Below are 13113 nucleotides of genomic sequence, written 5' to 3'. Positions count from 1 at the left end.
CTGAGCGTCGCCCGGTTCAGGGGGGCGGAACGCTGGAGAGCGTGGCCGAAGCACGCGTGCTCAGCAAACGCTGAACGACGCTCGGAGCAAAGGGCAGACCGCTGCTGCTGACATGCCCCTGTTCGGCGAGGATCAGCGCGATCTCGCGTAGAGAACGCCGCTTCCCGGTTTTCGGCGATACGCGATGCAGCCGTCGCGCTTCCGCTGCCAGGGCCTGCCCGCCTTCGCGCTCGACAAGGCCCTTCCTGCCCTCGACCTTCCGGCCGGTGGCCCGTTGTCGGTCGCGGGCTCCCCGAAGCTTGGCGACTGTGATCGCCTTGTCGAACTCCGAGATCGCTCCCAAAATCTGCCTTACGAGATTGGCGGTAGGTGTGTCCTCAAGGAAGGCGTTTGGGCTGTCCGCCGCGATCAAGCTGATCCCGCGCTCACGCAACTTCGAGTAGCCGACCTCCTGAACCATAAGGTCGCGCGCGAAGCGGTTCGCCGTCTCAACAACGATCGTGCGGACACCGTTGCTCTCGATCCGCTTAAGCATTTCAGCGAAGCCGGGTCGAGCATCGATAGGGTCCGCTCCAGAAACGGAAGCGTCGTAGAACTCAGCGACGATCTCAATACCGGCCTGCCGCGCGTAGCCGATGACGGCCTCTCGCTGGCGGCGCTCACTGTCCTTGTCCGAGCCTACGTTCGAGGCCGATGAGGTCCTGAAATATGCGACGGCGCGCGTTAACTCTGCGGCTTCTTTCTTGCGGTAAATCATAGGGATACGCTTGAAACCTGTACTCAATTCCTGAGAAATAGAGACAGGGATCGCTGGCGGCGTCAAGCTCGCCGGGCTGGAGGGGCAACTGATGCATGTGCTGGCACAAACGCGATATCGCTACCGGCGCTCTGGTTCGAGCGGACCTTACACGTCGTCGAGCGGCTCCTTCCGTGTTCTGCAACGCGTCGAGGCGCTTGTGATCCAGGCGATCCGCCGTTCCCACCCGAACTGCGAGGTTGAGTTGGTGGAGCTTCATTGGAAGCTGTAGGTCGTTCGGCGGCGGCGGCGGCGGCGGCGGCGGCTCGCTCGCGATCGGCGGTGGCCCGGAGCTTGTCGATCTCTGCAAGGGTCTTCGCAAGGTCAAGGCGTTGCTGCTCGATCCGAAGCGTTTCGGCGTCGGTGTCGATGCCGTACATGATGCCGCGCTCAGCCGGGGTGAGGCCCGGACTTTCTCGGGCAAGCGCCGTTTGAAGGAAGTCATCTGTCTTGATCGTCTCGGGATCAACGTAGCCGTTGATGATCTCGTATGCCCGCATAGTTGTGTCTGTCTCCGTGCATAGGTTTGTCTGTGTCAGGTGCTTCAATTGTTCGGGAGTGTTGTCCGATATACTCAACTGCGGAGTTGCCGCTTTCGCGGTTTCTCCTTCGGGAGTGGCCCTCGGATGGTACATTCTGTCGGCGCTGGTGTGAGCTTCATCCTGACCCAGAACCGCTACCGCTTGTGTAGTAATGTTCGACGTTAGCAGCCTGTGGTTGCATAGCGCGCCGTAGATGCCTTCGATGAAGTTGCGCCATCCGGCCTCGTAGTCGCAGTGATAGGAGGTCCGCTTGCCGCCCCAGGCGGTGCTGTATCGGTGGATGCGCTTCGTCGCGTACCCGGCCAACCTCTCCAGATTGTGGGCGACTGTGCCGGTTTCCCAGAGCTTGGCAACGTGAACGCGCCGGGGACCCGGCCACATCTCGCGCAGGCCGCGAGCGAGAGCCTCAGGTGAGCGATGCCCTCGGCAATCGGCGATGGCATGCTCGTGCAGCACCAACACGCGCTGATGCGGACGGAGTGTCGCCACGTCGATGCCCCATTGCGCGAGCAGTTCGGCCTTCATCTCCGAGCAGGTGGCCTGCGGGTGCAGGAGATCGAGTTCGAGGACGCCTGCCCATCTCGTCTGGCCGCCTCGGGCGTTGCGGCTGATCGTGCCGTCGCGCATCAGTGCTTCGCGGCGCTCGGCATGATGTCGCTCAGCAGCAGCGCACGCATGCTGTCCGACTTCCTCCAAGTCGCCGAGCGTGACCACAGCAGGCCAAACGATCGTGGTGATGAAGCGCAGCACGGAGCGCGGGCTTCGACGGAGAACGAGGAAGGTCGCCAGGGCGCGTTGCCGAAGTTCCGCGAGATCGCTTTCGAGAGCGGTCACAGCGAACGCAGCCAGTTGAGATACGCGTGCTTGACGCCCCCCGTGCCGCCGTGGCCGCCACAGTCGTCGTAGTAACTCGAAACACGCAGCCGCCAGACTTTACGGCTACGGTAGATCGCCTCTGCCGCTACGGTCCAGCCTTGGTCGGGCTCCTCGATCAGCAGCCGCACTGCTCGGGCATCAGACGGTGCGCCATAGGCGGAGATGTCGTGCGCCGAGATGGAGACGTTCTCAAGCGTCCAAGGTCCGAATTCGAGCGGAGATAAATAACAGTCGAGAAGACGCTGCGTTCCGGTGAGTATTTCTTTGTCAATCATGGGATTCATCACTCCGTGTACTGTATCACGGATGTATTTATCCCGGCATTATTCCCGGCGGCACAGAGGAGCTTCACCCATGTACGGACATCAACTTATTGCAACTTTCGAGCGTATCCGCGCTCTCGGGCTCACCGACAGCGCGCAATCGTTCTCTACCCGCTGGTGCGGGCGCGGCGAAGACCTGCTTCGCGACTACACCCGGCGCGACGGTGCTACAGCACGCGTCTCATCTGAAACGGTGGGCCGCATCCGAGCGCGGCTCGCCGAAGCAGCCAAACTGCTGCCTGCCGATGTCGCCGCACAGGTCTACGAGATCGATGCATCAATCGAGCGCGATCTCTACGTGGCCGATCTGCTCGGGCGGCGGTGGGCCTGACGAGGCTGACCGCCGCTCGAACTTCACGCGGCCTGCCGAACTTGCCCGTCCGTGTCGTTCCCGTCACTGGTGCGCGCCAGGAGCCGATCAAACGCGCTGGCCGCCGCGCTTCCTCGGAGGAATTCGCGGCCGTAACGCTCGATCTCCTTGATGCTACGATGGCCGGTGATCGCCATGATCTCCTGCCAGGAGCAACCTGCTTCGAGGAAGGTGACCACGCCCGTCTTGCGCAAGCCGTGCATGGAGAACCCGGCCAGCCCGGCCTCCTCGCAACGCTTGCGGAAGTAGTTGCCGAGCGACTGCCCACTGTACGGGGTTCCGCGTGGGGTGGAGATGAACGTCTTCTCGCCCAGCACCCCGCTCGCTCCTGCCGCCTCCATGGCTGCTCTAAGAGCGGGCGTAACTGACACGAACGCCCGTACCGGGTCGGTGTTGCGGTTCTTGGACTGGATGAAGCTGAGCCGCTACCGACCCTTATAATCGTGATCCAGCATGTGCGGTCCGAGCCGGGCGACATCCGATACGCGCTGCCCGCTGAACTTGGCGAGATCGTACACCAGACGCGCCAGCGTACCGCGAGGATGACGCGCTTCGTAGGCTGCGCACTGCTCTGCCTTCCACACCTTGAAGCCGCTACGCGAGGAGGGGTAGAGCCGAACTTCGCGTGCCCAATTCCGCCCATCGACGGCATCGGGGTGCTGCTCCTTCGCCCATTCGAAGACGGCACGGATGTAGCGGACGACCGAGTTGCCCGCCTCCGGCGCGGTCGGGATGCAGCGATCCTTTCTTCGGTCGGCGGGGTACATCTCGTCGGGCACCGTCGCGATCCGGGCGAAGCGTTCCTTGAGGATCGAGATCGCCTTGAAGCGGAAACGCTCGACCGGCATTGCGCCGAAGCGAAGACCGTTTGGCTCCTGCCCGTGGATTGGCTCACTCCACGTCCGCTCCAGAACCCTACGCCGGACACGGCGGCAACGCGCGGCGTACTTCCTGAAGGCACTGCTCTCGAAGAACTCCTCGCACAAAGCCTGCCACGTACCCGGCTGCGATACAGCCGAGCGAGGGGGCGAAGCAGCGCGACGAACGGGCGGACGAGCGGTGCCGCGCATGAGGGCGGATAGCTCGTCGTAGAACTCCGCCGATCCGATCGGCGACCGCAGCATCACCTTCGGTCCGGTTGCGGGCTCGTAGCGAATGTAGACCTTCCCTGTAGGCATGGGGGTCGCATACACGCGCCGAGGCAGCAGCTTGCCGTTGTTCAGGCGTCGAGCTTCAATGCGAGCCGCTTCATAGCGGGCGGCCTTGATGGCCGGATCGAGAGCCGGGCGTCCCATCAGACCGCAACGTTGTTCCACGGATCGTCGAACACGCTCGGCGGCGACGACGGCCGCTCGCCACGTCGCGGCAGGCGTTCGAAAGCGGCGTCAAGCTCGTACACGTCCCAGACCACGCGCTTGTCGATCAAGCGCGGTTGCGGCATGCGTCCGTCAGCGACAAGCGCCTCGAACTTCGTGGGGCCGATGTTGATGTGCTTCGCGGCTGCCTCAAGGCAGCGGCCACGTGTCTCGTAAACGCGGGTCATAATGAAATCGGGTCCGTCAAATCGCGCCCGCTGAAATGTGCCGGGCAACAAGCTACGGGCGGACCCTACCGAACCGCGTTCGCGAACCGCAATATTCTTTTGAGGATGCGTGAGTGGCGCACGGAAGGTGAACCGTGGCCGTGGAGAACGAGTGGAAAAAGCTGACATTGCGGCTCCAAAGGAGCCCATCGTCTTCCTTGAAAATCCCCACACGAAACCCCAGCAAAGAGAAACCCGTGGGGACTCTGGCCGAGATCAAGAGGAGTTTCAGGGATTTACGTAAACGATGGTGCCCAGGGACGGAGTCGAACCGCCGACACTGCGATTTTCAGTCGCATGCTCTACCAACTGAGCTACCTGGGCATCGGCCGCTTCGCTCTGCGTCAGCGGCAGGCGGGGGTATAGTGAAGGCCCCGGAGCCTGTCCAGCCTCCTGTTGGGGCGGGGCGACGCTTTTTTGCCGGGCACCGTTTCGACCCTCAAGGGAAGCGCTCGTCCTCCTCCCGGCCGGAAGGAAAGGGGATCTCCTCGTCCTCCGGTCCGGGAATGACGTAGCGCTCGCCGAGCCAGCGACCGAGGTCGATGTCGGCGCAGCGGGGCGAGCAGAATGGCTTCGTCGCGGGCTCGGCCGGCTTGCCGCAGATCGGGCAGGGTGGCGGCCGCTTGGACGCCGCACTCACGAGGCGGCTCCCCAGGCTCCGCGCACGGGAAAGCCTTCGCCTTCGAGAAGGCTCATGGTCTCGTAGAGCGGTAGCCCGACCACCGCGCTATGGGAGCCGACGAGCTTCACCGCGAAGGCCGCCGCCAACCCCTGGATCGCGTAGCCGCCGGCCTTGCCCCGCCACTCGCCGGAGGACAGGTAGCCTTCGATCTCGCGGTTGGAGAGGCGCTTGAAGCGGATGCGGGTCTCGACCATGCGTTCCCGGCGACGGTCCTTCGGGGAGAGGATGCAGACCGCCGTGTAGACCCGGTGCGCCCGCCCTGAGAGCAGTCGCAGGCAGTCGGCCGCCTCGTCGAGCAGTTCAGCCTTGGGCAGCACGCGGCGCCCGACCGCCACGACCGTATCAGCGGAGACGAGATACGCCTCGCGCAGTTCGTCCCGGCGCCGCGCCGCGACCTGGGCCGCCTCCAGCTTCTCGCGGGCCAATCGGCGCGCGAGATCGCGGGGTGATTCGGACTTGCGCGGTGTCTCGTCGATATCGGCCGGCAACAGCGCGTCGGGCTCGATTCCGACCTGCTGCAGCAGCGCAAGACGGCGCGGCGAGGCCGATGCGAGCACGAGGGGCGGCCGGGTCCGCAAGCCGGGCTCCCGCGGCTCGGGGACATCGAGGTGAGGCAGATCGTTCATCGGCGAGGTCTTACGCACAAGCCCGGCGGCACCGCAACGCGGTGGGTGGTCTGATGGGCCGTCCAAGGCTTGCCAAGGCGAGGGCGTCCGTCTAAGACCCGGCTCGTTCCGTCAGGCCGCGCCACGTCCGGCCGGATGCGACGCCGCAATAGCTCAGCTGGTAGAGCACCTCATTCGTAATGAGGGGGTCGGGGGTTCGAATCCCTCTTGCGGCACCAGTTATCCTGCGATCGCCGCAGCTTAAGCAACCGCTTCAGTAGGAACAAGTGGTGCTCTCGCTGACACCGCGTTCTGGGATCTGTTCGACAGTGGCTTGCTTCGCGTGACTGTCCGATATGTCAAGCGTCCGGAGCTTGGCGCACCCTACAGCTATTTTGATTGTATCCCCGAGGAGCTCAGGCCCCACTACGAGGGAAAGCGGTTCCGGCCCAAGCCTAAAAAAATGAGAATCCGGCTGAAGCTACTAAAAGCCTGTCTGAGGTTTCCAAATCCGGCTGGATTGTTGAGGGCGTTGGCGGCCGCGAGGCGGGCGCCGTATGCGAGGCGTTCAGTTGCCAGGTCGAGGCCGCTTGCGCGATCGCGCAGCAAGCCGCTTCAGTGGCAGAGCCAGCCTTAGGTACGTTGCGCGAGCAAGCGCCGTTCCAGCACGACAAAGTCATGCTGGTCAGGCGTTCCCGACGACGCGATGGCGCATGCCGTGGAGGTGGCGGCAGTCCCGGCAGCGCTCGGCGGTGAAGGCGCCGTCGAGGACGTCCAAGCGCAAGCCGGCAGGCGCGTCTCGTGACGCGTCCGATGTCGGTCCGTCCACATCTGCGCTCCACGCCGCCCCTCCAACCGGAGTACGCGCTTGCACACGAGCCAGATGGGGACGGGCGGCGGGGGATCTCAACGGGCTCTCAGAGCGGGAAGCTTCACCGACGGCCGCCCATATTGACGCCATCGCGATACGCTCCGCCATCCTCGCTCTCGCCAGTTTCTTGCAAGTGACGGGGTCTGATGTGTCTCGTGGTGTCGCGAGCTCGATGCCGATGAGAGAGCGCAACAGTTTGGGCGATCGTCTTGGCGCTTTGTATTTGGTGGTGACACGGATCAATCGATCCTCTGAAATTTGCGGTAACAGTCGCGTTAACCACGAGATGGAGACTGCGTAGAGCCCGCCTTACTTCCCTCGGTAGTCGCGATCCATCTCTGCGGCGAGACTCGAACGCCGTCGGAGCTTTGCTCCACCTTCTTCAGGCGCGGGGATTGATTATCGATGTGTCAGCCGACCGGAGAATGGAACGCTGCCGTGATCGTCTCGGCGCTTCGCCAAACGGTCCAACAAACGACCGTCTGTTTCAGGTGGGGGGCATAAAGTACGAAGACCGAGGGGACACGTTCCGCGTCCGGTGTCGTCAACGTCATTCTCTCGCCGATCACGGCGCTGATGAGACAGCCAATCGTCGTGTGCTCGTCTTTCAGAATATATGCCGCTTCACCGCTGTCTAACCTATGAGCTTCCTCGGATGGCTCTGATTCGGTGATCATGATTGTGCCCGTGGCATCAGAATTTCAGGCTCAGGATCGCAGAACAGCATTAAAAACAAGTCTTTTACGGCGGCTGTGAAGTCGAAAGCAATTTTGCGAAATCGGCAGGTATCGGCAGCCGACTCTGGCTCGTCCCGGGGGCGGGGCGGGCCATGGCGGCACCGGAGGAGGCACTTCGCGAATTCGTCGACGCAGCGTGCGTTAGGGCGGGCGCCTCACTCGAACCCAGTAATTGCTCGCACCTCAGGGCCATCAGGGTCGAAGGTGTTGGGAATGGTCGAGAGCCAGTCGACGACCAGGATGCTGGCCAGGAGTATCGCCACGCCAATCAGCACCGGAGTCAACCGCTCTGCGTGAGCGCGCAGACTGTGGATCGCCATGCAGCCGAGCATGAAGCCGGCAGCCTGGTAGAGGCCGAGAACGGGAGGGGCCATGGCACGATCTCCGCGCGTATCGCTGGGGCCAGCTTACTGTGCTGGATCGGCCAAGATGAAGTCGCTCGTTGCTCCGTCTCCATCCATCAGCAGCACCGTACGAGGCTGCGTTGCGTCGCGCCTAGCGTTTCTCCGTGGCGTCTCCGGGACCGAGCGAATTCGCGCGAAGCCGCAAAGTCGTAGCGGAGATTGACGGGCCAAGGGCGTGGGCCTGTCTTCCTGGGCCTTAGAAAACCTGATCTGCACGCTGAAGTGCACATCTACTCTCATCGAAGAGAAACGGCAGGCATCCGGAAGTTGCTTGCCTCCTCGTGGAAGGCTGGTCCTGCCGTGACGAGCTGTTCGCTGAAGGGCGGCGACAGATCCTATCTCTCTGCTCGCAGGTGATACCCAAAACAAGCTCAAGCTGTTTGCAAAAACCTACAACCATATGCGTCATCTGAAGGTTTTGGGGATTAACCTCAAACGGGGATGTCCTTGGGACTTAGACAAGAGAGTGCGAACACTGCACGCTCGATCCGCGCCACGACATGCCGGGATCGAACATCGAGACCGAACGGGGAGCGACCCCTTGTGGGCTCACCAGCGGTGGTACGCCGTCGAGCATGCGATGAACCGATAACAGCTCACATCTCGTTGCTCCCATCTGATCTATATCAATGTGCTGTCTGGCGTGATGGGCTTTCGTTCTGAGGTGCTCATGACGGGCGACGCCAGCCGAGAAGGCGGACGAGTTGGGCATTGATGCCAACGAAGCCTCTTTTTGCGTGAAGGTGTTGCGCACGCGTATTTAGAAATTTCGAATCGATAATTCAGCGGAGGGCAGGAAAAATTCCCGCCTTCATCTGAGCTGACGGAATGTTGTGTAGGGCCATCTATTCTACGGGACGACATTTCCAAGTTTCGGTGATTGCAAGTGAGGCGGCCGATCCGGGCCTCGTCGTCGCTGAGGTCTTCCGCCGACGCTCGTCACCGTAGCGACTTCGATAGGTGTGGGACCGTGGAAGATGCGTGTGCGCACCTTGGCCCGCCATGAGCCGCTCGTTCGGGTTCGAACGTGAGCCGTACTTCGTCACTCTCGTGAATCGAGTGTCAGGAATGTTGGCCGACTACCTCCCGAGCGCCCTCGATCTCGCTCGAAGCCAATTCGCCTTTACGGTCGTTTGGCATTTCCTGTTCCCGGCCTTCACCATCGGGCTGGCCAGCTTTCTTGCGGTGCTCGAAGCATTTTGGCTCGCCACCGGGCGCGCCGTCTATCTCGATTCTTACCGGTACTGGCTCAAGATCTTCGCTATTGCGTTCGCCATGGGCGTCGTCTCGGGGCTCGTCATGAGCTACCAGTTCGGTACCAATTGGTCGGTCTTCTCCGACAAGACGGCGCCGGTTCTCGGCCCTCTTCTGGGCTACGAGGTGTTGACGGCCTTTTTCCTCGAGGCAGGCTTTCTCGGGGTCATGCTGTTCGGCCTGGAGCGCGTGGGTTCGCGCCTCCACTTCCTGGCCACCTGCCTCGTCGCGCTGGGCACGTTGACCTCGGCCTTCTGGATCCTGTCGGCCAATTCCTGGATGCAGACGCCGGCGGGCTACGTGCTCGACGCCAACGGCCACTTCGCGCCCCAGGATTGGTGGGCCGTGGTCTTCAACCCGTCCTTCCCCTTCCGTTTCGCCCACACCGTCACCGCCGCCTACCTGACCACGGCGATGATCGTCGGCGCGGTGGGGGCTTGGCATCTCCTGCGCGACCGGTCGAACCCGCGCGCGCGCCTGATGTTCTCGATGGCGATGTGGATGGCAGCGATCGGCGCTCCCGTACAGCTCGTCCTCGGCGACCTGCACGGCACCAACACCTACCACTACCAGCCGGCCAAGGTCGCGGCGATGGAGGGCCATTTCGACAGCGAGCGGCGCGCGCCCTCGATCCTGTTCGGCTGGCCGGACGCGCAGGCCGAGACGACGCGTTGGGCGATCGGCATACCGGGGCTCGCGAGCCTGTATCTCGCCCACGATCTGAACGCCGAGGTGCGCGGACTGAAGGCGCTGCCGCGCGACACTTGGCCGACGAACCTGCCCCTGGTGTTCTGGGCCTTCCGGGTCATGGTCGGGCTCGGCTTCCTGATGATCGCTTTGGGCGTGACCTCGCTCTATCTGCGCTGGAAGGGACGGCTCTACACGTCGCGAGGGCTGCAGCGCTGCGCGGTTGTGATGGGCCCGTCCGGCCTCGTCGCCGTCACGGCCGGCTGGGTGGTGACGGAATCCGGCCGGCAGCCCTTCACGGTGTACGGGCTGCTGCGCACCGCCGACAGCGTCTCACCCATTGCCGCTCCCGCCGTCGCGGCCTCGCTCGCCGCCTTCGCCGTGGTCTACTTCGTCGTGTTCGGGGCCGGCATCTGGTTCCTTCTGCACCTCTTCAATCAGCCACCGCGACCCCACGAGGTGGGTCTGCCCTCCGGCCAGCCGGTGCGCACCGCCGGCATCACCCCGGCACCGGCGCTTGCCGCCGGCCCGAATGCCCAGCCCGCTGAGTGAAGGAAGGGGTTTGGATGTCTCTCGACCTCACGCTGATATGGGCCGTCCTGATCGCCACCGCCGTGTTCCTCTACGTTGCGATGGACGGGTTCGATCTCGGCATCGGCATCCTGTTCCCGGCCATGTCCGCCAAGGCCGATCGGGACGTGATGGTGAACTCCGTCGCCCCCGTGTGGGACGGCAACGAGACTTGGCTGATCCTCGGCGGCGGCGGGCTCTTCGCGGTCTTCCCGCTGGCCTACGTGACGATCCTGCCGGCGCTCTACATGCCGCTGATCCTGATGCTGCTCGCCCTCGTCTTCCGCGGTGTCGCCTTCGAGATGCGCTTCCGCATGGTCACGGCGCGGGGTCAGCTCTGGTGGGACCGGGCTTTCTCTTGGGGCAGCTACGCGGCAGCCTTCTGCCAGGGCATCGCGCTCGGCGCCCTCGTCCAGGGAATCCGCGTCGAAGGGCGGGCCTATGCCGGCGGCTGGTGGGACTGGCTCACGCCCTTCTCTCTGCTGACCGGCGTGGCGTTGGTGCTCGGCTACGCGCTCCTGGGGGCCTGCTGGCTCATCTGGAAGACGGGGGGAGCGTTGCAGATCCGCGCTTACCGCCTTGCTCGCCCTCTGGGCTTCGCGACCTTGCTCCTGATCGCCATCATCTCGCTCACGATGCTGGTCCTCAGCGCCCCCTTCCGCGAGCGCTGGCTCTCGTTCCCCGGCATCGTCGTCGGTGCGCCGGTGCCCGTGCTCGTCGGGCTGTTGGCGCTGCGCTTCCGGCGCTCGCTGGAGCGGCGGGAGGAGGTCATGCCCTTCCTCTGCGCGCTCGGCTTCTTCCTGCTCTCCTACATCGGGCTCGGCATCAGCCTTTGGCCGATGATCGTGCCTCCAGACATCTCGATCTGGGCCGCGGCCACGCATCCGAGCAGCCAAGCCTTTCTCCTCGCCGGCGCGGCGGTCCTGATCCCGATGGTGCTCGGCTACACGGCCTACGTCTACTGGCTGTTCCGCGGCAAGGTCACACCGGAATCCGGGTATCATTGATGGGCCTTCATCAGCCGACGGTGAAGCCTGGCTTCGTGCACGACGCCGCACGCATCCGCGGGGTGAAGATGACCGGCACGTTCCGTCGGATCGGCTGGTTCGTTTTGCTCTGGACGATGAGCGTCGTGAGCCTGACGCTCATCGCTCTCCCACTTCGATGGCTGCTGAAATCGACCTGATCGGCGCTTCGAGCGGGGCGCCGACCGACTCCTTCGGCTCGCTGCGCGACCTACGGGCTGGAGGGCGAGGTCGCTCTGGTGACTTGAGGGAGCGCCGGCATTGGCGGGGCGATCCCAGACCGCGGGACTCGGGCAGCGGCACGCCGGACCTCGTTGCAGGCGCCGGAGCACCCGACGCGGTTCTCTGGCCACGCCAGGGCAGCGATCACACGAAACGCTCGCCCATTCTTCGGGGCGTCGTCACGCAACAGTTGCAGGTGGACATGACGATGTCCGGCACAGTCAAGTCACGAGCCTGGGTGGCCGCTGCAACGCTCTACGCATCGTGCCTGCCCGCGATCCCGGCGGCGTTCGCGCAGGCCGAGCCGACGGGCCCCCCTGTCGTCGGCGTCATCGCCGCGCGCAAGCAGCCGATCACCCAGACGGAGCAGTTCATCGGCCGCATCGAGGCGAAGCAGCGTGTCGACATCGTCGCCCGGGTGACGGCGTTCATCGAGAAGCGGCTCTTCGTCGAAGGCACGGATGTCGAGGAGGGAACGCTCCTCTATCGTCTCGAGCAGGGCCCGTTCCAGGCGGCCGTGGCCGCTCAGAAGGCGCAGATTGCGCAGGTTGAGGCGCAATTGGGAAACGCGCGTCTCACGACGCAGCGTGCCCGAATCCTGCTCGGCGGCCCGGCCGGGCAGCAATCGACCTACGACGCGGCGCTTGCGAACGAGCGTGCCTTGGAAGCGCAGCTCCTAGCCGCACAAGCCCAGCTCGACACGGCGCAGATCAATCTCGGCTACACGGAGATCCGCGCGCCGATTGCGGGTCAGATCGGGCGCACGTCCCTGACGATCGGCAACGTGGCCGGGCCGAGCTCCGGCGTGCTGACGACGATCATCAGCCAGGACCCGATGTTCGTGACGTTTCCGGTGCCGGTCCGTGAATCGATCAATCTGAAAGCGCGCTATGGGCCGGCGGGCGGCTTCGGCGCTGTCCTGATCCGGGTGCAACTCCCGGACGGCCGCTTCTACGATCACACCGGGACGCTCGATTTCGTCAACAACACCATCGCGACGAATACGGACACGATCCTGCTTCGCGGCGTGCTGCCGAACCCTCCGATTTTCGCTCACAGCCGCACCGCCACCACCCTCCGCGAACTCACCGATGGCGAGTTCGTGACCGTGTTCCTCGAAGGCGTCGAGCCGGTCGAGGTGGTCGCGATTCCCCGTGCCGCCGTCCTGGCCGATCAGCGGGGCAGCTACGTCTACGTGATCGGGCCGGGGAATCGGGCCGAGGAGCGTCGGATTGAGCTCGGCCAATCGAGCACGACGCTCGCGGCTGTCACGAGCGGCCTCAAGGTCGGAGAGCAGTTCATCGCCGAAGGCTTGCAGCGGGTCCGCGCCGGCGAGACGGTCCTGCCCAAACCCGCCGACGCCCTTCTGCAGAGGATGATGCGGAATTCGGCCGTGAACGAGGACGGCGCGGGGCCAGCCGGCCGCACAGCCCCGGCTGCGTCCGTTTCGCCGCCGGCTGGACACGCTCCAACCGGAGCCGCCAGCGGCGCCGGCCCGGACGCGAGCGGCAGCCCGAGCCGCCGACGCTAGCGCAGGATGGGACGCCGCCCTCCTTTCCTTCCCTTT

General features: G+C 64.2%; 14 protein-coding genes and 2 tRNA genes. 6 read left to right on the top strand and 10 right to left on the bottom strand.

Annotated elements, in window-relative coordinates; all coding sequences use genetic code 11:
* Positions 1–16 precede the first annotated feature (16 nt).
* The 3 genes from BY998_RS03415 to BY998_RS23880 form a co-directional block, all read right to left on the bottom strand.
* Positions 17–757: a recombinase family protein gene (locus BY998_RS03415; protein WP_110350181.1), complete on the bottom strand. Its 741-nt coding sequence runs from the start codon at positions 755–757 to the stop codon at positions 17–19.
* 62 nt (positions 758–819) lie between these two features.
* A complete protein-coding gene (locus BY998_RS23885) occupies positions 820–2088 on the bottom strand; it encodes a hypothetical protein (protein ID WP_146221746.1) in 1269 nt (422 codons plus the stop codon).
* A gap of 80 nt (positions 2089–2168) precedes the next feature.
* Entirely contained in the window at positions 2169–2489 is a 321-nt protein-coding gene (locus tag BY998_RS23880; protein WP_146221745.1) for a hypothetical protein, read from the bottom strand.
* Positions 2490–2568: 79 nt separating this feature from the next.
* Here BY998_RS23880 and BY998_RS23875 point away from each other — a divergent pair, with 79 nt between their 5' ends.
* Positions 2569–2868 (top strand): hypothetical protein, encoded by a 300-nt coding sequence (locus tag BY998_RS23875; protein ID WP_146221744.1) that lies wholly within the window; start codon positions 2569–2571, stop codon positions 2866–2868.
* Positions 2869–2891: 23 nt separating this feature from the next.
* On the opposite strand, the gene BY998_RS03405 is transcribed toward BY998_RS23875, so the two are convergent.
* The 6 genes from BY998_RS03405 to BY998_RS03380 form a co-directional block, all read right to left on the bottom strand.
* Positions 2892–3248: a tyrosine-type recombinase/integrase gene (locus BY998_RS03405; protein WP_110350179.1), complete on the bottom strand. Its 357-nt coding sequence runs from the start codon at positions 3246–3248 to the stop codon at positions 2892–2894.
* Between the two features lie 84 nt (positions 3249–3332).
* On the bottom strand, positions 3333–4202 hold the full coding sequence (locus tag BY998_RS23870) for a hypothetical protein (protein ID WP_146221743.1): 870 nt from the start codon (positions 4200–4202) through the stop codon (positions 3333–3335).
* On the bottom strand, positions 4202–4450 hold the full coding sequence (locus BY998_RS03395; RefSeq protein WP_110350177.1) for a hypothetical protein: 249 nt from the start codon (positions 4448–4450) through the stop codon (positions 4202–4204). Before BY998_RS03395 ends, BY998_RS23870 begins: the two co-directional genes overlap by 1 nt.
* Positions 4451–4737: 287 nt before the next feature.
* Positions 4738–4813: transfer RNA gene (locus tag BY998_RS03390), tRNA-Phe, on the bottom strand.
* A 115-nt stretch (positions 4814–4928) separates the two neighbouring features.
* Positions 4929–5144 (bottom strand): DNA gyrase inhibitor YacG, encoded by a 216-nt coding sequence (yacG, locus tag BY998_RS03385; protein ID WP_110350176.1) that lies wholly within the window; start codon positions 5142–5144, stop codon positions 4929–4931.
* Entirely contained in the window at positions 5126–5797 is a 672-nt protein-coding gene (locus BY998_RS03380; RefSeq protein ID WP_110350175.1) for a Maf-like protein, read from the bottom strand. The genes yacG and BY998_RS03380 overlap by 19 nt, the downstream gene beginning before the upstream one ends.
* A 142-nt stretch (positions 5798–5939) precedes the next feature.
* On the opposite strand from BY998_RS03380, the gene BY998_RS03375 reads away from it, so the two are divergent.
* Positions 5940–6015, top strand: a tRNA-Thr gene (locus BY998_RS03375).
* Between the two features lie 1524 nt (positions 6016–7539).
* Here BY998_RS03375 and BY998_RS03370 read toward each other — a convergent pair.
* Positions 7540–7758, bottom strand: a complete 219-nt coding sequence (locus BY998_RS03370; protein ID WP_110350174.1) for a hypothetical protein — start codon at positions 7756–7758, stop codon at positions 7540–7542.
* Between the two features lie 1098 nt (positions 7759–8856).
* On the opposite strand from BY998_RS03370, the gene BY998_RS03365 reads away from it, so the two are divergent.
* The 4 genes from BY998_RS03365 (at position 8857) to BY998_RS03350 (ending at position 13077) form a co-directional block, all read left to right on the top strand.
* Positions 8857–10281, top strand: coding sequence for a cytochrome ubiquinol oxidase subunit I (locus tag BY998_RS03365; RefSeq protein ID WP_110350173.1), 1425 nt, complete (start codon positions 8857–8859; stop codon positions 10279–10281).
* Positions 10282–10295: 14 nt separating this feature from the next.
* The gene (cydB, locus tag BY998_RS03360) at positions 10296–11306 is read left to right on the top strand and encodes a cytochrome d ubiquinol oxidase subunit II (RefSeq protein ID WP_110350172.1); all 1011 of its coding nucleotides are present in this window, start codon (positions 10296–10298) and stop codon (positions 11304–11306) included.
* Between the two features lie 35 nt (positions 11307–11341).
* A complete protein-coding gene (locus BY998_RS03355; protein ID WP_245421460.1) occupies positions 11342–11485 on the top strand; it encodes a DUF2474 family protein in 144 nt (47 codons plus the stop codon).
* 263 nt (positions 11486–11748) lie between these two features.
* Entirely contained in the window at positions 11749–13077 is a 1329-nt protein-coding gene (locus tag BY998_RS03350) for an efflux RND transporter periplasmic adaptor subunit (protein WP_110350270.1), read from the top strand.
* The last annotated feature ends 36 nt before the right edge of the window (positions 13078–13113 follow it).

This window comes from Methylobacterium sp. B4 (assembly GCF_003201865.1).
GTDB lineage: Bacteria > Pseudomonadota > Alphaproteobacteria > Rhizobiales > Beijerinckiaceae > Methylobacterium.
The sequence above is the reverse complement of the archived record's forward strand: the minus strand, read 5'-3'. Positions and strand labels throughout refer to the sequence as shown.